This is a genomic window from Collinsella aerofaciens, from assembly GCF_015553355.1.
Taxonomy (GTDB): domain Bacteria; phylum Actinomycetota; class Coriobacteriia; order Coriobacteriales; family Coriobacteriaceae; genus Collinsella; species Collinsella aerofaciens_V.
In genome coordinates this window covers 1-19,911 of record NZ_JADNGN010000034.1, presented here as the reverse complement: position 1 = coordinate 19,911, position 19,911 = coordinate 1, and the positions used below count along the sequence as shown (strand labels likewise).

At 60.3% G+C, this 19,911-nt stretch carries 19 protein-coding genes; 17 read left to right on the top strand and 2 right to left on the bottom strand.

Going from position 1 to position 19,911, the window contains the following annotated elements; translation table 11 throughout:
* The first annotated feature begins 1 nt into the window (after window position 1).
* Both I2D57_RS08225 and I2D57_RS08220 read left to right on the top strand, forming a co-directional pair.
* Entirely contained in the window at window positions 2-793 is a 792-nt protein-coding gene (locus I2D57_RS08225) for an RNA polymerase sigma factor SigF (protein ID WP_117842483.1), read from the top strand.
* Window positions 790-2,202: an AI-2E family transporter gene (locus tag I2D57_RS08220; RefSeq protein ID WP_195362128.1), complete on the top strand. Its 1,413-nt coding sequence runs from the start codon at window positions 790-792 to the stop codon at window positions 2,200-2,202. The genes I2D57_RS08225 and I2D57_RS08220 overlap by 4 nt, the downstream gene beginning before the upstream one ends.
* Before the next feature lie 6 nt (window positions 2,203-2,208).
* Here I2D57_RS08220 and I2D57_RS08215 read toward each other — a convergent pair whose 3' ends face one another.
* Window positions 2,209-2,448 carry a hypothetical protein gene (locus I2D57_RS08215; RefSeq protein WP_195362127.1) on the bottom strand — a complete coding sequence of 80 codons (240 nt, stop codon included), beginning with the start codon at window positions 2,446-2,448 and terminating at the stop codon, window positions 2,209-2,211.
* Between the two features lie 193 nt (window positions 2,449-2,641).
* Between I2D57_RS08215 and alaS the strand changes: the two genes are divergently transcribed.
* From alaS to I2D57_RS08145, 14 genes are all read left to right on the top strand, one after another.
* Window positions 2,642-5,299: an alanine--tRNA ligase gene (gene alaS, locus I2D57_RS08210; RefSeq protein WP_195362126.1), complete on the top strand. Its 2,658-nt coding sequence runs from the start codon at window positions 2,642-2,644 to the stop codon at window positions 5,297-5,299.
* 17 nt (window positions 5,300-5,316) lie between these two features.
* Entirely contained in the window at window positions 5,317-5,745 is a 429-nt protein-coding gene (gene ruvX, locus I2D57_RS08205) for a Holliday junction resolvase RuvX (RefSeq protein WP_035138185.1), read from the top strand.
* Window positions 5,738-7,171 carry an endolytic transglycosylase MltG gene (mltG, locus tag I2D57_RS08200; protein ID WP_229055703.1) on the top strand — a complete coding sequence of 478 codons (1,434 nt, stop codon included), beginning with the start codon at window positions 5,738-5,740 and terminating at the stop codon, window positions 7,169-7,171. Before ruvX ends, mltG begins: the two co-directional genes overlap by 8 nt.
* A gap of 1 nt (window position 7,172) precedes the next feature.
* A complete protein-coding gene (locus tag I2D57_RS08195) occupies window positions 7,173-7,670 on the top strand; it encodes a YqeG family HAD IIIA-type phosphatase (RefSeq protein WP_117639353.1) in 498 nt (165 codons plus the stop codon).
* Between the two features lie 8 nt (window positions 7,671-7,678).
* Window positions 7,679-8,212 (top strand): shikimate kinase, encoded by a 534-nt coding sequence (locus I2D57_RS08190; RefSeq protein ID WP_195362125.1) that lies wholly within the window; start codon window positions 7,679-7,681, stop codon window positions 8,210-8,212.
* The gene (locus tag I2D57_RS08185) at window positions 8,209-9,318 is read left to right on the top strand and encodes a hypothetical protein (RefSeq protein WP_195362124.1); all 1,110 of its coding nucleotides are present in this window, start codon (window positions 8,209-8,211) and stop codon (window positions 9,316-9,318) included. Before I2D57_RS08190 ends, I2D57_RS08185 begins: the two co-directional genes overlap by 4 nt.
* A 132-nt stretch (window positions 9,319-9,450) precedes the next feature.
* Complete coding sequence (locus I2D57_RS08180) at window positions 9,451-10,581, top strand: M24 family metallopeptidase (protein ID WP_195362123.1); 1,131 nt, start codon at window positions 9,451-9,453, stop codon at window positions 10,579-10,581.
* 160 nt (window positions 10,582-10,741) lie between these two features.
* A complete protein-coding gene (gene efp / locus I2D57_RS08175; protein WP_006233983.1) occupies window positions 10,742-11,305 on the top strand; it encodes an elongation factor P in 564 nt (187 codons plus the stop codon).
* Window positions 11,306-11,329: 24 nt separating this feature from the next.
* Window positions 11,330-11,692 carry an Asp23/Gls24 family envelope stress response protein gene (locus I2D57_RS08170; RefSeq protein WP_035138197.1) on the top strand — a complete coding sequence of 121 codons (363 nt, stop codon included), beginning with the start codon at window positions 11,330-11,332 and terminating at the stop codon, window positions 11,690-11,692.
* 3 nt (window positions 11,693-11,695) lie between these two features.
* A complete protein-coding gene (gene nusB, locus I2D57_RS08165) occupies window positions 11,696-12,280 on the top strand; it encodes a transcription antitermination factor NusB (protein ID WP_138112426.1) in 585 nt (194 codons plus the stop codon).
* A 2-nt stretch (window positions 12,281-12,282) separates the two neighbouring features.
* Entirely contained in the window at window positions 12,283-12,522 is a 240-nt protein-coding gene (locus I2D57_RS08160) for an exodeoxyribonuclease VII small subunit (RefSeq protein ID WP_006233978.1), read from the top strand.
* Between the two features lie 35 nt (window positions 12,523-12,557).
* Window positions 12,558-13,361 (top strand): TlyA family RNA methyltransferase, encoded by an 804-nt coding sequence (locus tag I2D57_RS08155; RefSeq protein WP_229055705.1) that lies wholly within the window; start codon window positions 12,558-12,560, stop codon window positions 13,359-13,361.
* Window positions 13,358-14,218, top strand: coding sequence for an NAD(+)/NADH kinase (locus tag I2D57_RS08150; RefSeq protein WP_195362121.1), 861 nt, complete (start codon window positions 13,358-13,360; stop codon window positions 14,216-14,218). The genes I2D57_RS08155 and I2D57_RS08150 overlap by 4 nt, the downstream gene beginning before the upstream one ends.
* A complete protein-coding gene (locus I2D57_RS08145) occupies window positions 14,208-15,836 on the top strand; it encodes a DNA repair protein RecN (protein ID WP_195362120.1) in 1,629 nt (542 codons plus the stop codon). The genes I2D57_RS08150 and I2D57_RS08145 overlap by 11 nt, the downstream gene beginning before the upstream one ends.
* A 220-nt stretch (window positions 15,837-16,056) precedes the next feature.
* Here I2D57_RS08145 and I2D57_RS08140 read toward each other — a convergent pair whose 3' ends face one another.
* Complete coding sequence (locus I2D57_RS08140; RefSeq protein WP_226790721.1) at window positions 16,057-16,914, bottom strand: MurR/RpiR family transcriptional regulator; 858 nt, start codon at window positions 16,912-16,914, stop codon at window positions 16,057-16,059.
* 272 nt (window positions 16,915-17,186) lie between these two features.
* On the opposite strand from I2D57_RS08140, the gene I2D57_RS08135 reads away from it, so the two are divergent.
* Window positions 17,187-19,190 carry a fructose-specific PTS transporter subunit EIIC gene (locus I2D57_RS08135; RefSeq protein ID WP_195362119.1) on the top strand — a complete coding sequence of 668 codons (2,004 nt, stop codon included), beginning with the start codon at window positions 17,187-17,189 and terminating at the stop codon, window positions 19,188-19,190.
* Window positions 19,191-19,911 lie beyond the last annotated feature (721 nt).

The window sequence follows — 19,911 nt, the reverse complement described above, 5'->3', positions numbered from 1 at the left end:
TATGACCGAACGTTCCCGGAGCGGCAAGACCGCTTGGGACAAGGAGAAAACCCGCGAGCTGTTTCGTCGTTACAAGGAGACCGGTGATCCGGACGCCCGTGAGCAGCTCGTCATGTCCCATATGAACCTGGTAAGGTTTCTTGCCAACAAATTTAAGAATCGCGGCGAGCCGCTCGACGACCTCATGCAGGTCGGCTATCTGGGCTTGCTCAAGGCTATCGACCGTTTTGATCCCGAGCGCGGACTCGAGTTCACGACGTTTGCGACACCCACTATCCTGGGCGAGATCAAACGCCATTTTCGCGACAAGGGCTGGAGTGTGCGCGTACCTCGTCGTCTGCAGGAGCTCTCGGCCAAGGTCAACCAGGCTACTGACAAACTTACCAACGAGCTGCAGCGTTCGCCCAAGGTTGAGGAAATCGCCGATTACTTGGGCGTGACCGTCGACGAGGTGCTCGAAGCCATGGAATCGTCCTCGGCCTATACCTCGGTGCCCATCGAGGCACCCGGTGCATCCGACTCCGACGATGCGCCTTCGATTCTCGACCGCTATGCCGACGACGACAACGAGCTCGACTTTACCGATGACCGCCTGGTGATTGAGGAGGCCATTCGCGATTTCTCGCCGCGCGAGCGCGAGGTGATCGAGCTGCGCTTTGTGAAGGGCATGACCCAGATCGAGATCGCCAAGAAGCTGGGCATCTCGCAGGTACAGGTCTCGCGCCTGCTGCGCCGTACCCTTAAGAAGATTCAAGACAAGATTGACCCCGACGGAGTGATGGTTCGTTCATGAGTGAGCACCCCCAACAAACCGACCGCACGCTTCGCGATACCCGTATTCTGACGCTGCGCATTTGGGGCGTCGTCGGCTGCATTGTCATCGCTGCCGTCATCTTTAACCTTATGGGCATCCTGGCGCCGGTTATCGAGTTTTTGGCAGTCGGGTTCATCATCGCCTTTGTGATGTCGCCGATCACCAACTGGCTCGAGAACCATGGTGTGAATCGCGGCATCGGTTCGCTCATCGCGCTTATTGTGGTCGTTGCCGTGCTCGTCGGCGTCGTTTGCATCTTGTCGCCGATTCTCTTTGGTCAGATCATGGAAGTCCTGAGCCGCCTGCCCGAGCAGCCTCGTGTTGCCGGTGGCGACCTCAATGAGATGATCTCGCATGCCAAGACGCTCAACAACACGCCGCTCAAGGAGTATCTGGACGATAACCTTTCTTCGCTCGTCACGGTGGCGTCCAAGTATGTCTCACAGATTGCCGCCGAGCTTGGCCGCGGTGTATTCCCGCTCATTACCAATACGGCCTCGCAGCTGTTCGTCATCTTCCTGGGCTTGGTGCTTGCCTATTGGTTGGCCTGCGACTATCCCCGCATGCACCACGAGGTCTGCACCATCATTGGTCAGGAAAAGGAGACCTCGTACCGTTTTATGGTCGCGATTCTTTCGCGCTCGGTCGGCGGCTACATGCGTGGCATGGTTGTAACGTCGATCTGCGGTGGCATCCTCGCCTTTATCGGCTTTACGATCATCGGGCATCCGTATGCCGCACTCATGGCCATCTTTACCGGCATTATGCATTTGGTTCCGGTTGTCGGTCCCTGGGTGAGCGCGGCGATCGCCACGGTGCTCGGCTTTATGTTCAGCCCCATGTTGGCGTTGTGGACGCTTGTCGTGACCATGGTGGCGCAAAATGTCACCGACAACGTCATTTCGCCTAAGGTTATGCAGAGCTCGGTGCAGGTGCATCCCGTTATGAGCCTGACGGCCCTCGTTATTGGTTCGGCACTCATGGGCCCCATTGGCATGGTCATCGCCATCCCCTTGTGCGCGGCCCTCAAGGGCATTTTCGTCTACTACTTCGAGAACGAGACCGGCCGCCAGCTCGTGGCATATGATGGCGCCGTGTTTAAGGGCACGCCGTTTCGCGATGCCGAGGGCAACCCGGTCGCCGCCTATGACGCGCTTGGAGACGACACGTTTATCTACGAGTCCGAGCTCATTGGCAACGAGACCGCGCCCGAGGCCAAAGCTATGCCCAAGCCTGAGCTCGAGAATCCCTGGATTAAGCTCTCGGGTCTTCAGCCCGACGCGACAGGCTTTTTCAAGAACCCCTTCGCCAAGGATGACGATTCCAATACGGATGACGACACCAAAACCGGCATCGACGGCTCCATGGACGATTCGGATTCCAAATAAGCTCCGTTAACGTTTCTTGATATTGTAAAAGACAAGAAACACGAGCAAAGCGACTGATAAGGGGCCGGCTACATAGAAAAAGAGAACGTCAATTGCGCGTAGAGGGCAATAAGCGTTGTCGCCGGACGTCACTGCATACAGTACGTAGCCAAATGCTGGTTGGTTTGCGTACCATTGGGAGAAGGCCAAGAGCGCTAAAAGTGCTACAACCAGAAGTGCATTCAGGACAAATCGTTTGGTATTCATCGGTCGCTCCTTCCGGATGATTCTTATTTGGTATTATACTAAAACCATTTTTAAAGGATTGCTTAGTCCTAAATAACATGCACTTTCGCTGGAGGGTCGCTGTTTGGCGGCCCTCTTTTTTGCACATGCGCGGTGGGATGGTAATATCGTTACGTTTGAACTGTTTCGATGTGAAACCGAGGAGATTCCCTCTATGAGTGCTGACTACCCGTCAATGACTACGGCCGAGATTCGCTCTAAGTTCCTCAATTTCTTTGAGGAGCGCGGTCTTAAGCTCTATCCTTCTTCGTCCCTCGTCCCCGACGATCCTTCGCTGCTGCTTGCCAACGCCGGCATGAACCAGTTTAAGGAGTACTACCAGGGCAAGAAGACCATGAAGGAGATCGGCGCGATCTCCTGCCAGAAGTGCGTCCGCACCAACGACATCGACTGCATCGGCGAGGACGGCCGTCACCTGTCCTTCTTTGAGATGCTTGGCGACTTCTCCTTTGGCGGCGTCTCCAAGCAGCAGGCCTGCGCTTGGGCCTTTGAGCTCATCACCAAGGAGTTCAAGCTGCCGCTCGACCGCCTGTACTTCACCGTCTTTACCGAGGACGACGAGACCCATGACGTGTGGCGCTCCCTGGGCGTTGCCGAGGATCACATCTCGCGTCTGGGCGAGGACGACAACTTCTGGGCCGCTGGCCCCACCGGCCCCTGCGGTCCGTGCTCCGAGATCTACTTTGACATGGGCGAGGAGGTCGGTTGCGGCAGCCCCGACTGCAAGCCCGGCTGCGACTGCGACCGCTTCCTTGAGTTCTGGAACCTCGTGTTTACCCAGTACGACCGCCAGGAGGACGGCTCCATGCCGGAGCTGCCGCACCGCAATCTCGATACGGGCATGGGCCTGGAGCGCATGGCCGCTATCATGCAGCACAAGACCGCTAACTACGACGGCGATCTGATGCAGCACCTCATCAAACTCGGTGAGGAGATCAGCGGCAAGACCTATGACGCCGACGATTACTCCGGCGCCAGCCGCTCCCTGCGCATCATCGCCGACCACTCCCGTGCCGTCGACTTTATGATCTCGGACGGCATCCTGCCCGGTAACGAGGGCCGCGAGTACGTCCTGCGCCGCCTGCTTCGTCGTGCCGTGTTCCACGGCCGCCTGCTGGGCATCGAGGGCGCCTTCCTGACCAAGTTCATCGACGAGGTCAACGCTCAGATGGGCGAGGCCTATCCCGAGCTGCTCAAGAACGTCGCGCTCGTTAAGGGCATCGTCGCCTCCGAGGAGGAGCGTTTCTCCACGACGCTCGACAACGGCCGCGTTTACCTGGACGAGGCCCTGGCCGCGCTCGCCGACGGCGCTGTCCTTCCGGGCGACGTTGCCTTTAAGCTGCACGACACCTTTGGTTTCCCCATCGACCTGACCGTCGAGATCGCCGGCACCGCTGGCCACGATGTCGACATGGACGGCTTTACCGCCTGCATGGAGGACCAGAAGGCCCGCGCCCGCGCTAACGCCAAGGGCGATGCCTGGGGCAGCTTCAACGATGTGTGGGTTGAGCTTTCCGACAAGGTCGCAGCGACCGAGTTCGACGGCTATGACAACGATGTGATCGAGGGCGCCAAGGTTGTCGCCATCGTGCGCAACGGCGAGTCCGTCGAGTCCGCAGCCGCCGGCGAGGACGTCGAGGTCGTGCTCGACCGCACCCCGTTCTACGCCGAGATGGGTGGCCAGCAGGGCGATGCCGGAAAGCTTTCCGCCGAGGGCGTTGTTCTTACCGTTTCCGATACCAAGAACCACAACGGCCTGTATGCCCACGTCGCGCACGTTGCCGAGGGCACGCTGACCGTCGGTGCCGCTGTGACCGCCGCGCTCGACGCCGAGCGCCGTGGCTTCCTGCGCCGCAACCACACCGCCACGCACCTGCTCGACGCTGCCCTTAAGCAGGTCCTGGGCGAGCACGTCTCCCAGGCCGGCTCGCTGGTGACGCCCGAGCACCTGCGCTTTGACTTTACACACTTCGAGGCCCTGTCCTCCGAGCAGCTCAAGGCTGTCGAGGACCTGGTCAACCAGCAGATCTTCGCTTCCAAGCCGGTCGTGACCCGTGTCATGGGCATCGACGAGGCTAAGGCTGCCGGCGCTGTCGCCCTGTTTGGCGAGAAGTATGGCGACGTCGTCCGCGTTGTCTCCGTGGGCGCTGAGGACCAGCCGTTCTCCCGCGAACTCTGCGGTGGCACACACGCTGCCAACACCGCCGAGATCGGCCTGTTCAAGATCATTTCCGAGTCCTCCACGGGCTCCAATGTCCGCCGTATCGAGGCCGTGACCTCTAAGGGTGCCCTCGACTATATGGCCGACCGCCTGGCACTCGTTGACGCCGCTGCTACTGCGCTCAAGTGCCGCGTCGACGAGGTTCCCGCTCGCGTGGAGAACCTGCAGGCCGAGCTGCGCGAGACGTCCAATAAGCTCAAGAAGGCTCTGACCGGTGGCTCCTCCGACGCCATCTCCAGCGCCATCGAGGTCGCCGTCGAGCTCGACGGCTATAAGCTCGTTGTCGCTGAGCTCCAGGGCCTTGAGGCTGCCGACCTCCGCAACGTATGGGATACCGTGCATCAGAAGGTCGCCGGCCCTGTCGCTTGTGTCGTCGCCAGCGTGACTGAGAAGGGCACTCCGGCCCTGCTCGCTGCCGGCTCCGATGACGCCGTCAAGGCCGGTTTCCACGCCGGTAACGTGATCAAGCAGATCGCGGGTCTGGTCGACGGTCGCGGTGGCGGTCGTCCCAACATGGCCCAGGCCGGTGGCAAGAATGCTGCCGGCATCGCCGATGCCCTCGCGGCCGCTAAGACCGCGCTCGGCGCCTAAGAATCTAAGAAGTCGCTGTGGTTGCGCTCGCGCTGGACATAGGGGAGACCAGGATTGGCATCGCCGTCTCGAGCCGTGATGGCAAGATGGCGATGCCTGTCAAGGTGCTTCCGGCTGCCGAGGTCACCGGTATGGCCAAGACGTTCCGCTACCTGGTTGAGGACTATGAGCCCGACATCCTGGTAAGCGGACGTCCCCTGACCATGGCCGGTGAGCCCGGCCCTCAGGCCGAGCGCGTTGCCGCTGTGGCGCAAAAGATTGCCGACGAGCTCGATCTTCCGTTGGAGTTTGAGGACGAGCGTCTGTCCTCGCAAGAGGCCAAGCGTATCCTGCGCGAGCAGGGACTCAACGAAAAGCAGATGAGGGGCAAGATCGACATGATTGCCGCCAGCCTGTTTTTGCAGACGTGGCTCGATCGAAAAAACGAGGAGGTTTCGCATGCCTAGTGCTTCCGATCCGCGCCAGCCGAATCGTACACAGCAGCCGGCGTCGCGCCCTGCCCAGCCTGGCCAGCGTCCGGCACAGCCGACGCAGCGCGCAGCTCAGCCTGCCGCGCGCCCGGCGCAGTCCTTCTCTCGTTCGGCCCAACCTGTTCAACGGACGGGTCAGCAGCCTTCTGCTCGTTCGGTTCAGCATTCGGCTTCTCACGCGGCTCAGCAGCCCACTGCTCGTACGGCCCAGCCTGCAGGCGGCACCCGCTTTAAGCAGCAGGCACCTACCCAGCGAACGCAGGCCCCCCAATCGCATTCGCATCACGCTCGCGGTTCGCATGGCGTTGCTCCGGCGACCCGCTCGAGCTACAACACGCATGCTCGTCGCGGTGCTCAAAAGAAGAGTTCTCCGGTTCCCATGATCATCGGCGTTGTGGTGTCGGTGCTCGCGCTTGCTGCGATCGCTTTCTTTGTCGTGCCGGTCGTCAAGGGCTTCTTTGCCGGTGGGGATACCAAGGTCACGGCTGGTCAGCAGGTTACGGTGACCATTCCCGATGGTGCTTCGGGCGATACTATCGCCTCGATTCTCTCCGAGAACCATATCGTCGAAAATCCCAAGGATTATTATGCGGCGGTGAAAAAGCTCAACGCCGATATGTCGCTTAAGCCTGGCACCTACTCGTTCACTACGCTCATGGATGCGACCAAGGTTGTTCAGCAGCTCATGGAAGGCCCCAACGCGGGCTCCAATGCGCTGACTATCCCTGAGGGCCTAACGGTCGATCAAATCGCCGACCGTGTGGCCCAGGCCTACGACAGCATCTCTAAGGAAGACTTCCTCAACCAGGCCAAGGCCTCCAACTACGTGGACGACTATAGCTTCCTTGAGGGCGCCGCGAACGATTCGCTCGAGGGCTTCCTGTTCCCCAAGACCTATTCGCTGGGCGATTCGCCGACGGCCGATGATGTGATTCGCGCCATGCTCGATCAGTTTAAGACCGAGTACAAGTCGCTTGACTTTGCGAGCTGCGAAGCCAAGATCAAGGAGCGCTACGGTGTGGAGATGTCCGACTACGACATCGTCAACTTGGCCTCTATCGTTGAGCGTGAGGGCCTCAACGCCGACCAGCGCGCGCACGTGGCCTCGGTCTTCTACAATCGCCTTGCCGGAAAGCTCGATGGCCTGCGCTATCTCAACAGCGATGCGACCATGATGTATGTCACCGGTGGCGAGGTTACCGCCGACGACCTGCAGAGCGATAGTCCGTATAACACCTATAAGCATGAGGGTCTGCCACCCACGCCCATCTGCTCTCCGTCGCTCGAGGCACTCAAGGCCACGCTTGAGCCGACCGACTCCGATGACCTGTATTTCTACATTACGCAGGACGAGGAGTACTTCTCGCAAACCTACGAAGAGCATCAACAGTCTTGGAATTAGCATGAGGATTTTTAGCCCCAAACGTTACGTTGCCTCGGTCGATCGCATCGACCTTGATACCCTTTGGGCCGACGGCAAACGCGCCATTCTGCTCGATCGCGATAACACCTTGGTGCCGCGCGACACCGAGCAGGTTCCCGCTGCGGTTTCCGCTTGGCTCGATACCGCCCGCGCCAAAGGCTTTAAGCTGTGCATGGTGTCCAACAACTGGCATCGCGACCAGGTCATGGCATCAGCACGCGAGCTGGGACTCGAGGCCATCAGCCATGCCATGAAGCCGGCGCCGTTTGCCCTCAAGGCGGGTCTTAAGCGCCTCGGCGCCACGGCCGACGAGGCGGTGCTGATCGGTGATCAGCTCTACACGGACGTGTGGAGCGGCAACTTCGCCGGCGTCGATACCATCCTGGTAAAGCCGCAGGCCACGCAGGACCTGTGGTATACGCAGATCTTCCGTATCTTTGAGCGCCGGGCCCTGCGCGACCTTCCCTGCGAGGAATAGGTCTCGTCATGTCCCAGCACACCAAACACGGCTGCGACCATATCTTCTTTATCGGCTTTTTGGGCGCGGGCAAATCGACGCTCGCGCGCAACGTCGGCACTATGTTCAAGCGGCGTTTTATCGATACCGACCGCCTAGTCGTCCGCCGTTGCGGCAAGTCGGTAACCGAGATTTTTGAGACCGAGGGTGAGGATCGTTTTCGCGAGCTCGAGACCTCGGCGCTCCGTTCGCTCCAAAGCGAGCGCAGTCTGTTGGTTTCGTGCGGTGGCGGTATCGTCGAGACGCCGGTGAATATTGAGCTGATGCACGAAATGGGTACGTGCGTGTACCTCGAAGGCGACTTTGAGGACTCGTTGCGTCAGATTCGTCGCTCCGATACCCGGCCCGATTTCCGCTCGCCCGAGCATGCTGCGCGCCTGTTTGAGCATCGCCGTCCGCTGTATCGCCAGGCCGCCGATATTACCCTTGATATTCGCAACAAGTCCTTCGAGGACGTTTCCTACCTTTGTGCCGAGATGCTTTTGGAGCGTGGACTGCTATGATTCGCCGTCAACTGATCAATTTCCAAAACCGCAGTGTCGATGTCCGCGTCGGATTGGGTGCGTTCGAGGAGCTGTCGCGCATGTTTGCCTCGGCTGTGGGCAAGCCTAAGCGTGCGATGGTCGTTTGGAACACCGCCACGTCAGAGCGTTTTGGCGAGGTCGTTGAGCATGCGCTGGTCGACGCCGGCTTTGCCGTGTCGCTGCTCGTCCTCGAGGTTTCACCTGCCGGTGCTACGCTGGCCGATGCCGATACCGTCTTTGGCGCCTTGTCTGCCAACGGCATTACCTGTGACGATCTGGTTGTCGCCGTTGGCGATGCCGCAACCTGCTCGGTTGTTAGCTGGTGTGCCAATCAGTGGTGCGGCCGCACCGAGTGCGCGTTGCTGCCGACGACGTTCGACGCCATGCTCACGGTCGCGACGACCATGAAGCCGCTCGTCGCCTCGTCTGCCAATGCGCTTCCCGCTATCGCGTTCCGTCCCGAACCGGGCTTGGTCGTGTGTGACCTCGACCTTGTTCGTGAGGCGGACCCCGAGGACCTCAAGCTCGGCTTTGTGGTGCTTGTTGGCACCATGCTTTCGAGCAGTAAGTCCCGCTGGAATCAGTTTACTGAGACCGTCCCCGAGATTCTCGCGGGCGAGGAGGTCGCGCTCGTCAATGCCGTTCAATGGTCTCAGACTGCCCGTAAGGACGTACTGATGGCCACGAACCCGAGCGCTCGCCATGCGCTCGATTTTGGCAAGACGGGGGAGCGTACCCTGCGCGCCTGCTTGGGCGATGCCGCTTCGCAGGTCCCTGCCTATCAGCTGTTATCCGAGGGCATGCGCTTTGAGGCGCGCCTAGCACATGATGCCTGCGACTTTGATATCGATTACGTCTTTGAGGTCGATGACTGCCTGGAGGACTTTGGCATCGAGGAACTTGCCTTCGACCTGGAGCCCACCGCGTTTATCGAGGAGTTCCGCAGGCAGCAGTTCGCCCGCTCGAACCGCAGTATGTTGCCGCTGCCCGCGGCACTCGGCGCCATTCGCCTAACGAGCGTCGAGGACGAGGTTCTTGAGCGCCATGCTCATGCCTACTTGGCTTCTCGCAAAGAACTTCTCTAAGATTTATTGACTTCCATCGTCTTTCGTATCATGTTGAGGGGCGGGTTTTCAATCGGTTGCGGATCGTATGCGATTCCGTCGTTCGGTTGAGACCCGTTCCGTCTATATAGAGACAACAAGAAAGGAATCTGCATGTCTGAGTTTGCTGCCGGTCCTGCCGGTCGTATCGAGCGTGTCCGTGCCTTGATGGCCGAGCGTGGCTACGACGCCATCGTGGTGCGCGACGAGGCCAACCTTCGTTGGCTTACGGGCGTGAAGGGCGTTTTCGATTACACCTTTGAATTCCCGCACGCGGCGTTTATTACGGCCGACCAGTGCCTGTTCCACACCGACTCGCGCTACCTCAACAGCTTTGAGGAGAACACGCCCGCCGGCAGCCCCTGGGTCTTCGACATGGACGAGGGCACCATCCCCGGCTGGGTCGCCGGCAAGATTGCGGCTAACAAGTGCCGTGTCTGTGCTGTCGAGGACGATATGCAGATTAACTTCTACCAGGGTATTCAGCGCGGCCTGGAGGATCGCTCCGTTGCCTGCATGCTGCCGCTGATGCACGACGACATTCGCAAGATGCGCGCCATCAAGGATGCCGAGGAGATCGAGCTCATGCGCCATGCGCAGTCGATCACTGACGCCGCCTTCCAGCACATGCTCGGCTTTATTAAGCCCGGTATGACCGAGAAGCAGGTTCGCAACGAGCTCGAGAACTTTATGTTCGCCAACGGCGCTGACAGCCTTGCCTTCGGCTCCATCGTGGCGAGCGGTCCCAACACCGCCAACCCGCATGCCGTGCCGAGCGACCGCGTGATCGAGAAGGGCGATTTCGTTCTTATGGATTACGGCGCGGGCTACTGTGATTACCGCTCCGACATGACACGCACCGTCGTGATGGGCGAGCCCACGCAGGAGCAGGTCGACCTGTACGCACTCGTGCGCCGCACGCACGAGGAATGCGTCGCCGCTATCCATCCGGGCGTCGAGGGTAACGATATCTTCAAGCTCTCCAAGAAGATCATCGGCGATGCCGGCTATGGCGATTACTATAACCATGGCTTGGGCCACGGCGTTGGTATCGACATCCACGAGCTGCCCAACTTCAACCGCAGCAAGAACACCATCGAGATCGGCTCGGTTGTCACCATGGAGCCCGGCGTGTACCTGCCCGGTGTGGGTGGCGTGCGCCTGGAGGACTACGGCGTGGTCACCGAGAACGGCTACGAGCCCTTCACCAAGACGCCACATGACCTGCACATCATCGATTGCTAGCCCATTTCGATAGATTTTTTGGGGCGGGGCGTCCGGATCGATTCGGACGCCCCGCGTTCTCTTTTTATGCGCTCGCCGCAGGCGCCGTCTGCAAGTGTATAATTTCTTTCGTATGTAATTTGGACGCTTGTGCGTTCTGCCCATAACAAGAAAGGTCGCTATGCCTACCATTTCTACCGCCGACTTCAAGAACGGCCTCGGTCTCCGCATCAAGGACAAGGTCTACACCATCGTCGAGTTCCAGCATGTCAAGCCGGGCAAGGGCGGCGCGTTTGTGCGCTACAAGACCCGCGACATCAAGAGCGGCCGTGTCGTCGAGAACACCTGCAACGCCGGCACCAAGTTCGAGAGCGTCATGCTCACCACCCGTGAGTTCCAGTACCTCTACAACGATGGCACCGACTATATCTTCATGGACAACGAGTCCTATGAGCAGGTTCCCGTTCCCGAGGACATGGTGGGCGAGAACTCCAAGTGGCTGCGCGAGAACGACATCTGCCAGCTGCTCTTCGCCGACGATGAGCTCATGGGCGTGACCCCGCCGATGTTCATCGAGACCACCATCGTCCAGACCGACCCGGGCTTTAAGGGCGACACCGTCCAGGGTTCCACCAAGCCGGCCACGATCGACACCGGCGCTGTCATCCAGGTCCCCATGTACCTCAACGAGGGTGAGGTCATCAAGGTTGACACCCGCGACGGCAAGTTCGTCTCCCGCGTCTAGCAACCAACTCTTCTAGGAGGACTCATGCCCCAGGAAATCAAGATTGACGGTATCGGCATTTCGCCCGATGTTCTGACCGCCATCGTCTCGCGCGCCGTGTCCGATGTCGAGGGCATCGCCTCCGTTGGCGTCAAGGACCTTGCCACCAACCTTGTCTCCATGATGCTCTCGTCCAAGGCCCCCGCTTCCGAGCCGGCGGTCGAGGCCGAGGTCATCGGCGACAAGCTCGCACTCACCGTGCGTGTCGTGGTGTTCTTTGGCTATCCGTTCAAGAAACTCGCCGAGGCCGTTCGCGCCGCCGTGGTCGCCGCCATCGATGCCCAAGTGGGCGTTGAGGTCGAGCGCGTCGACGTTTGCATCGACGGCCTCGTTTTCCCCAAGGAGTAACCTTTGAGCCTTAAGGTTTATCGCGGGCGTACGCTTGCCCGCAGTCAGGCGCTGCAGCTGCTGTTCCAGGCCGAGGCCACGGACAGTCCGCTCGAGCGCGTCCTCGAGGGTGATTTCCTGATCTCGAAGGGTCCCCTCGATCCCTATGCTCTGGAGCTGTGCCGCGGTGCCTATGAGCATATCGATCGCATCGACTGCGCTCTGCGCTCCGTTGCCAAGAACTGGGATCTTATGCGCATGCCCGGCGCCGATCGCAATCTGCTGCGTATCGCCGTTTACGAGATGCGTTTCCTCACCGACGAGGAGGTTTCGGACGCCATCGTGATCAACGAGGCCGTCGAGCTTGCCAAGGCCTATGGCACCGACCAGTCTGCGTCGTTCGTCAACGGCGTGCTGGGCAAGATCGCTCGCAGCGAGGAGCTGCCGGGCGAGGACCTGTACCAAGAGCTGCTGGCCGAGGACCGTGCCCGCGAGGAGGCCCAGGCCGCCGAGGCTGCCGCCAAGGTTGCGGTTGCCCAGGCTGAGGCTGGCGTGCTGGCCGAGGATTCGGACGCCGCCGAGGCTGTTGTCGACTCCGTCGAGGAGTAGCCATGCCAGAGGGTTCCGTCCGCAACTTCGACGAGATCTCGGACCGTCTGGATCAGATCATCGCTACCGTTCGCTCCAAGGATACCTCCTTGGAGCGTTCGCTCGATTTGTTTGACGAAGCGATTGAGCTGGGCTCCCGCGCGGTCGATATGGTCGACAAGTTTGAGTTGACACCGCGTGAGGCCGACAAGCTCGAGCAGGAATACGATGAGGATGCGGCAAACGAATCCCAGGATAGTTAGGCCGCATCTCCGGATACGAATGGTTGATGGCATTCATGAAACGCGTGCGTCTTGATGACGAACTGATTTCACAGGGCATCTGCGCCGATCGCGCGGATGCCCTTCGCACTCTTATGGCCGGCTTGGTCTCGAGTGGCGGTGAGCGCTTGACTTCGCCGGGGCTTAAGGTGATCCCGGGGCTGCCGCTGCACGTGAAGGGGCGCATTCCCTATGTTGGCCGTGGCGGTCTTAAGCTCGAAGGCGCACTTGATGCGTTTGGCATCAATCCGACGGGCCTTGCCTGCCTGGATGTGGGCTGCTCTACCGGCGGCTTTACCGATTGCCTGCTCAAGCGCGGAGCTGCGACCGTTGTCTCGGTGGACGTGGGTCGCGCCCAGTTCGATTGGTCGTTGCGTCAGGACGATCGCGTAACGCTGCATGAGCGCACAAACGTGACGCAGCTGCCTGAGCTTGGCTATGCCGGCGCCATCGACCTGGCTGTGTGTGATGTCTCGTTTACCAGCATCGCGAACATTATCGATGCGGTACTGGCGTGCATGGCTCCTACGGGTGCATTCTGTACGCTCGTAAAGCCGCAGTTTGAGGCTCCGGCGGCGCTGGTGGGCGAGGGCGGCATTGTGACCGATCCCGCCGTGCGCCGCGATACACTCGTGGCGGCGGTTGAACTCTTTGCTGCCAAGGGCTTGTTCCCGGTCGACGTGTGCGTGTCGCCTATCCATGGTGCCAAGGGCAACGTTGAGTTTTTCCTGTACGGCACGAGGTTTGCCCCCGGTGAGCGCTCCGATGACGAGTTGCAATCCCAGGTATCGGTTTTGAGCGAGAAAGCTGCAACGCTATGAAGGTCTTTCTGGTTCCCAATTACTACAAGCAAGAGGCGGTCGAGAGCGGCCTGATGCTCGAGCTTTGGCTGACGCGCCAGGGCTATGAGGTCGCATGGGCTGCCGACCAGCGATCCAAGATTCAGAGCACGCCTGATATTGACGGCTCCGATCTGGTCATTACGCTCGGCGGCGACGGTACGTTGCTACGCGCTGCCCGCATCCTCAACCATCGCGAGATTCCTATCCTCGGTCTTTCCTATGGTCACCTGGGCTTTTTAACAGCTGCGAGCCCCGAGGAGCGCGACATTCTGCAGGTCGTGAGCGACGCCCTTTCCGGCGAGCTGCACGTGAGCCGTCGCGCCACCATCGCCGCGGATATCGTGTCCGTGCGCGAAGACGGTACGAAGGATGTCGTGCGCACCTTCGCCCTCAACGACATGGCGCTCACGCGCGGTCCGCTGTCCGATATGGTCGAGTTTGACATCACGGTGGCGGGCCACCATATCGACCGACTGCGTGGCGACGGCGTGGTCGTGTCCACGGCGACTGGTTCTACGGGTTACGCGCTCAGTGCCGGTGGCCCCATCGTGAGCCCCGACTATACGGGCATGGTCTGCGTACCCATTGCGCCGCACACCATTCAGGCCCGTGCCTTCTTGACATCGCCGAGTGATGTCGTCGAAATCTTTATGTCTGATGATCGTCCGAGCGTTCCGGCGATCGCTATCGATGGACAGTTTATTACCTGCGATGGCACCGTTGAGAGCGTGGCGGTGCGCCGCGGGCCCGGTGATGTGCTGCTGCTGGATTACGGCCCCGAGAGCTTCTATAACTCGGTGAGCCGCGTATTCTACGGAGTCCGTCATGATCGATGAGCTGCAGGTTTCTAACATTGCACTCATTCACGAGGCGACGCTGGTGCCGAGTGCCGGCCTGACTGTCCTGACCGGCGAGACCGGCGCCGGCAAGACCGCGCTGCTCTCGGCTCTTAAGCTTATTTTGGGCGAGCGCGCGGATTCGTCGACGGTGCGCGAGGGCGAGGCGATGGCGAGCGTCGAGGCGCGGCTGTTCGACGGTCCACACGACACGGAGGGTTTCACCGTGCAGCGCACCCTTTCTGCCGAGGGCCGCAGCCGCGTGAAGATTGACGGTCGCATCGCCAGTGTGCGCGAGCTTTCGGAGCGCGTTGGCGTGATGATGGATCTGTGCGGCCAACACGAGCATCAGCGCTTGCTCGACCCGGCGCATCACGTTGCGATGGTCGATGCCTGGGCGGGACGCTCTGCGCTCGAGGCGCTGGATGCGTACCGCGCCTGCTTTAAGGCATCGCGTGCTGCCGCCAAGGAGGTTCGACGTGTCGAAGAGGCCTCGCGTGCGCAGGGGAGTCGCGTCGAGGAGGCGCGCTTTGCCCTCGAGCGCATCGGCGAGGTCGACCCCAAGCCGGGCGAGTATGAGGAACTCGAGGAACTGCTGCCGCGCTCCGAACATGCCGAGGTACTGGTTGCCACGGCTAACGATGCCCATGCATCGCTTGCCTCCGAAGGGGGAGCGCTCGATGCCGTGAACAGCGCCGTGGCAGAGCTTTCCCGTATGGCTACCGTCGATCGCAAACTGGGCGACATTGCCGATGCGCTTTCGGATGCCTGTATCTCCCTTGAGGATTGCGCGAACGAGCTTCGTGCCTATCGCGATGGGGTCGCCTTCGACCCGCGCGAGCTCGCCCGCATGCGTGAGCGGTATTCCGACCTCAAGGGCCTGCTGCGTCAGTGGGGTCCTACCATGGACGATGTTTTTGCCATGCGCGATCGCTCGCAAGAGCTGCTGTCCCTGGTCGATGATGGCGATGAGCAGATCAAAAAGGCGCGTGAGGCACTCGGGAGCGCTGAGCGCGAGTTGTTTACCGCTGCCAAGGCACTTAAGCGCGCTCGCAATACGGCGGCCCCGCGCTTCTGCCACGAGGTTGGCCGCCAGATGGCTCGCCTGGAAATGGGCGGCGCCGAGCTCGTCTGGGAGTCGCGCGATCTTCCCCGTGCTGAGTGGACGCCCGTTGGTCCTTCGAGCTACGAGCTGCTATACCGTAGCGGTGCTGGTTTGACGCCGCGTCCCCTGCGTCGAATTGCGTCGGGCGGCGAGCTCAGCCGCGTCATGTTGGCAAGCAAAGTTGTCCTCGGTAATGCGGACGGTGTCGATACGCTTGTGTTTGACGAGGTCGATGCTGGTGTCGGTGGCTCCACGGCGCGTGCACTCGCGGGCGTGCTGGCAGATCTCGCCGCTACGCATCAGGTGATTGTCGTAACCCACTTGGCGCAGGTCGCCGTCATGGCTGACAAGCATTACGTGGTCAGCAAGGAGCCAGGCGATGTTCCCCAGACGCACCTGGACGAGGTGACCGGTGGTGCCCGCACCGCAGAGATCGCCCGTATGCTGAGCGGCGATCAATCGGAGGCAAGCCTGGCGCACGCCAGGCAGATGCTTGCGGAGGCGCGTGCCTAGGCCGAGCCGCCACATACATGTCCAACCCGGCCGCCACGAAACGGGTCCATCTACTACGTTTGGTAGGGCATCGGCAACTATGCCAAGAATTGCAAAAAGAAAACCGCAGGTAGAACACCTGCGGTTTTCTCTATTTTGGGTGTATGGTTGGCGGTTGCGGTTAAACGTAGTAGATGGGCGGGTTTCGTGACGAGAGGCGTCTATCGGCTCCCCAATCTACCTACTCAACGACCTTGTCCGGCTGGATGAGCTCCTCGTAGTAGCTGATATGTTCGCGAGCGTCTTCAATCTCGGGCAGCAGGAAGTTGTAGATGACTTCGATGATCATCGTGGCGCTGATCTTAGAGAACGCAAAGTCGCCTGTCGTCAGCAGCGCTTCGTGGTTGACGGTATTAAAAGTGTAGTCTGCCAGACGCGCGAGCGGGGATTTGCTGTCGCTGCTGATGACGACTACGGTTGCGCCGCAGTTGCGAGCCGCTTTTGCCATGCGATTCAGTCGGCGCGATTTGCCAGAGTTTGAGATTAGCACGATGACGTCACCCGGGCGTAACGTGAGCGCAAAACCGATTGATGTCTCGCTAATGGTGCTCGCCATGCAGCGGAGGCCCAGCTGCGAAAACTTAAACGTCGCATCGAGCGCGACCGCGTTCGTATTGCCCACAGCTGCAAACTCAATAACCCCTGCATGCTTAAGGGCATGCACAACAGCCGCCAGCGTATCGTGGTCGATCCCGTCGATGGTCGCATTAAGCTCGCTCACCTTGGCAGCCAGGATGTTCTTGAGGCTCTGCTCCATATTGTCGAGCGAGACCTCGTCGGTCAGGCCCTCGTTGCGCTGGCTTTCCAAATCCCTCGCCAACGAAAACTGAAAGCTGCGGAAGCTACCAAAGCCCAGCTTGCGGCAGAAGCGCGAAACGGTCGCCTCGGACGTGGCAGCGGCGCGCGAGAGCTGAGCGGCCGTGAGGCGTGGCGCCTCGGACTGGTGCTCCAATATATAGTCGACAATGCGCTGCTCGGACTCGCTGTATCCCTGATGGGTGCTAATGAGGGAAAGTGCGCTCTTGCTACTATCGGTCATGGATGGCTCCTGGTTGGCATGAAAATCTAGCTTGATTTGCAATGCCATAGTATACGGGCATTTTCAATTACAAGATACACCTTGCCGTTTCAAGTGTTGATGGTAAACTTTCACTTACCGTTTACGGTTATGAAAGAACCTTTCACCGGAGATTTGCACCTTAGCTCTTCTCACGCGGACGGTAGGTTGGTATCTTTCAGTTGTGGAAAAACGCGCATCGAAGCGCGTGTAGGGGAGCGCCCGCGGGCGCTGTACTCAAGAAGGAGGGACACATGGCTAAGTTTGACATCATCGCCGCGACCGGTTGCCCGACCGGCATTGCGCACACCTTCATGGCGAAGGAGGCGCTGGAGAAGGCAGCTGCCGAGCGCGGTCTGACCATTAAGGTCGAGACTCATGGCCAGGTCGGTGTCGAGAACGAGCTCACCAAGAGTGAGATCGCTGGTGCCAAGGCCGTCGTCGTCGCAGCCGACAAGGATGTCCAGGCTGAGCGTTTCGCCGGCAAGCCCATGGTTTCCGTTGGTGTTTCCAAGGCCCTGTCCGTTGAGGCCGCCGGTAAGCTGATTGACCGCGCGCTCGCCGCCAAGGGCGACAGCACGGTTGCAGCCGCTGCCGATGTCGAGGACGAGGTCGAGGAGAAGGAGTCCATCGGCCACATCATCTACAAGCACCTCATGAACGGCGTCAGCCACATGCTGGTCTTCGTCGTTGCCGGTGGTGTTCTGACCGCCGTTTCGTTCCTGTGGGGCATTACGTCCTTCGATTCGACGGCGTCTGACTACAACAGCTTTGCTGCGATGCTCAAGATCATCGGCGGCATCGCCATGAACCTCATGGTTCCGGTGCTTTCCGCCTATATTGCCGAGTCCATCGGCAAGCGCCCGGCGCTCGTCCCCGGTTTTGTTGCCGGTATGATCGCCATCCAGGGCCTGCCTGTTAACGCCGAGACCGGCATGATCGACGCCGGTGGCGCCGGCGTGGGCTTCGGCTTCCTGGGCGGCATCGTCGGTGGCTTCCTCGCCGGCTATGTCATCCTGCTGCTCGAGAAGGTCTTTGCCGGTCTGCCCAAGAACCTGGACGGCCTCAAGGCTATCTTCCTGTACCCGCTGTTCTCGACGGCTATCGTCGGCCTGGTCATGCTCGGCATTTCCGGCCCCATGGCTGCCATCAACACCGCCATGATGGACTTCCTCAAGGGCCTGTCCGCCTCTGGCGCCGTTGTCCTGGGTCTTGCCATTGGCTGCATGTGCGCCTTTGACATGGGCGGCCCGGTCAACAAGGCTGCTTACGTCACCGGTACCGCTATGCTCACCGAGGCTCTGGCCGCCGGTGTTGGCACCGATACCTACAACTTCGGCACCAACTTCATGGCTGCCGTCTCCGCCGCCTGCATCGTTCCGCCGCTGATCACCACCTTTGCTGTCGTTGTCGGCAAGAAGTACTTCAGCCAGGAGGATCACGACGCCGGTGTCGTCAACCTCATCCTTGGTTGCACCCACATTACTGAGGGCGCCATTCCGTTCATGACCAAGAACATCTGGCCCGTCATGCCCATCATGATGCTCGGTTCCTCTATCGCTTCGATCCTGACCATTATGTTCAACGTTCACGATCCGGCGCCTCACGGTGGCTTCCTGGTCCTGCCCGTTGTCGAGAACGGTCCGCTGTGGGTCCTCGCGATCCTCATCGGCGCTGTGGTCGGTGGCATCCTGTTCGTGGCCTTCAAGAAGTACGACTTCGAGAAGAATCAGAAGGCCGCTCCTGTAGCCAAGCCCGTTGAGGCCCCCAAGGCCGCTGCCGTCGAGGACCCCAAGGCCGAGACTGCCGACTTCGTGAAGGTCGAGAACGTCTTTGTCGCCGAGGACTTCGCTTCTCGTGACGAGGCTCTGAGCTTCGTTTCCAACCAGGCCGTCAAGGCCGGTATCGCAAGCGACGCCGACGCCGTGATGAACGCCTTCCTGGCCCGCGAGGCCGAGGGCACCACGGGCATGATGGAGGGCTTCGCCATCCCGCATGCCAAGTCCGACGCCATTAGCGAGGCTGCCGTGATCGTCGTCAAGGACGAGTCCGGCGTGACCGGTTGGGACACCATGGACGGCGCTCCCGTCAACGTGGCTATCGCCCTGCTCATCCCCGGTGCCCAGGCCGGCACTACGCACCTCAAGATCCTGTCCAAGGTCGCCGAGGCGCTCATGGACGAGGACTTCCGTGCCACCGTCAAGGGTTCCACCGACGCCGCCGAGATCGCCAAGACGATCAACGCCCGCCTGGTCTAATTCCACAGTACGCGAATAACATCGCCCCCTGTAACAAAGGCGGAGCCCCTCTCCAGGGCCTCCGCCTTTTTTCATCTCCCTTCTTCTAACTTGCGGTGAAATAGGGACTGTTTAAATGTTTCAACCCTAAAATCAGTCCATATTTCACCGCAACTTAGAAGAAGGGGATAGCGCGCCCTGTCTATCGGCTCGTCCGTACAGACAAAAATTCTGCCTAGATTCCTTTCGCACGATATTGCTCTGGACCAACCGATTTTCCGCAGCTCGCTCGCCCCAGACCCCGCGCGCGGGGGCCATGAGATTTATCGCGAGTTCCGCACGAGCCGAAGAGCACTTAATGTGCTCTTCGTGCGAGCAGGACTGTAGAGCAGGAAATCTCATGGGTCCGCGCGCGGGGTCTGGGGCGAGCGAGCGGACAGAACAGACAACTGTCCAACAATTGGTTGATTTCCGATCTCAGCCGAACACATTGAGCGGACAGGCCGTTCCCGCAGTTAGCCGAACGCCCCCGAGGCCCCATTCAGGCCACGGGGGCGTCGTTTTCCCAGTTGAAGGAACGGTGGAGATGTGTTTCGATGGGTCCGGTGGCCATGCTCCGCCCGCCGCCCGGCACCTCTTCCCAGACTCAGCCGTACGGTCGGTCCGTCTATTCCGTTTTGCCTTCAGGCTAGGCCAGCGGGGCATCGCCCCTCTCTGCGCGCGCCCTCTCGATGAGTCCCGG

Coding starts and splice junctions, on each gene's coding strand:
- I2D57_RS08135 (WP_195362119.1), top strand. CDS start 17,187: ATGGCTAAGTTTGACATCATCGCCGCGACCGGTTGCCCGACCGGCATT.
- mltG (WP_229055703.1), top strand. CDS start 5,738: ATGCCTAGTGCTTCCGATCCGCGCCAGCCGAATCGTACACAGCAGCCG.
- I2D57_RS08160 (WP_006233978.1), top strand. CDS start 12,283: ATGCCAGAGGGTTCCGTCCGCAACTTCGACGAGATCTCGGACCGTCTG.
- I2D57_RS08195 (WP_117639353.1), top strand. CDS start 7,173: ATGAGGATTTTTAGCCCCAAACGTTACGTTGCCTCGGTCGATCGCATC.
- I2D57_RS08220 (WP_195362128.1), top strand. CDS start 790: ATGAGTGAGCACCCCCAACAAACCGACCGCACGCTTCGCGATACCCGT.
- I2D57_RS08145 (WP_195362120.1), top strand. CDS start 14,208: ATGATCGATGAGCTGCAGGTTTCTAACATTGCACTCATTCACGAGGCG.
- I2D57_RS08185 (WP_195362124.1), top strand. CDS start 8,209: ATGATTCGCCGTCAACTGATCAATTTCCAAAACCGCAGTGTCGATGTC.
- I2D57_RS08180 (WP_195362123.1), top strand. CDS start 9,451: ATGTCTGAGTTTGCTGCCGGTCCTGCCGGTCGTATCGAGCGTGTCCGT.
- I2D57_RS08150 (WP_195362121.1), top strand. CDS start 13,358: ATGAAGGTCTTTCTGGTTCCCAATTACTACAAGCAAGAGGCGGTCGAG.
- alaS (WP_195362126.1), top strand. CDS start 2,642: ATGAGTGCTGACTACCCGTCAATGACTACGGCCGAGATTCGCTCTAAG.
- I2D57_RS08215 (WP_195362127.1), bottom strand. CDS start 2,448: ATGAATACCAAACGATTTGTCCTGAATGCACTTCTGGTTGTAGCACTT.
- I2D57_RS08140 (WP_226790721.1), bottom strand. CDS start 16,914: ATGACCGATAGTAGCAAGAGCGCACTTTCCCTCATTAGCACCCATCAG.
- I2D57_RS08170 (WP_035138197.1), top strand. CDS start 11,330: ATGCCCCAGGAAATCAAGATTGACGGTATCGGCATTTCGCCCGATGTT.
- I2D57_RS08225 (WP_117842483.1), top strand. CDS start 2: ATGACCGAACGTTCCCGGAGCGGCAAGACCGCTTGGGACAAGGAGAAA.
- I2D57_RS08155 (WP_229055705.1), top strand. CDS start 12,558: ATGAAACGCGTGCGTCTTGATGACGAACTGATTTCACAGGGCATCTGC.
- efp (WP_006233983.1), top strand. CDS start 10,742: ATGCCTACCATTTCTACCGCCGACTTCAAGAACGGCCTCGGTCTCCGC.
- I2D57_RS08190 (WP_195362125.1), top strand. CDS start 7,679: ATGTCCCAGCACACCAAACACGGCTGCGACCATATCTTCTTTATCGGC.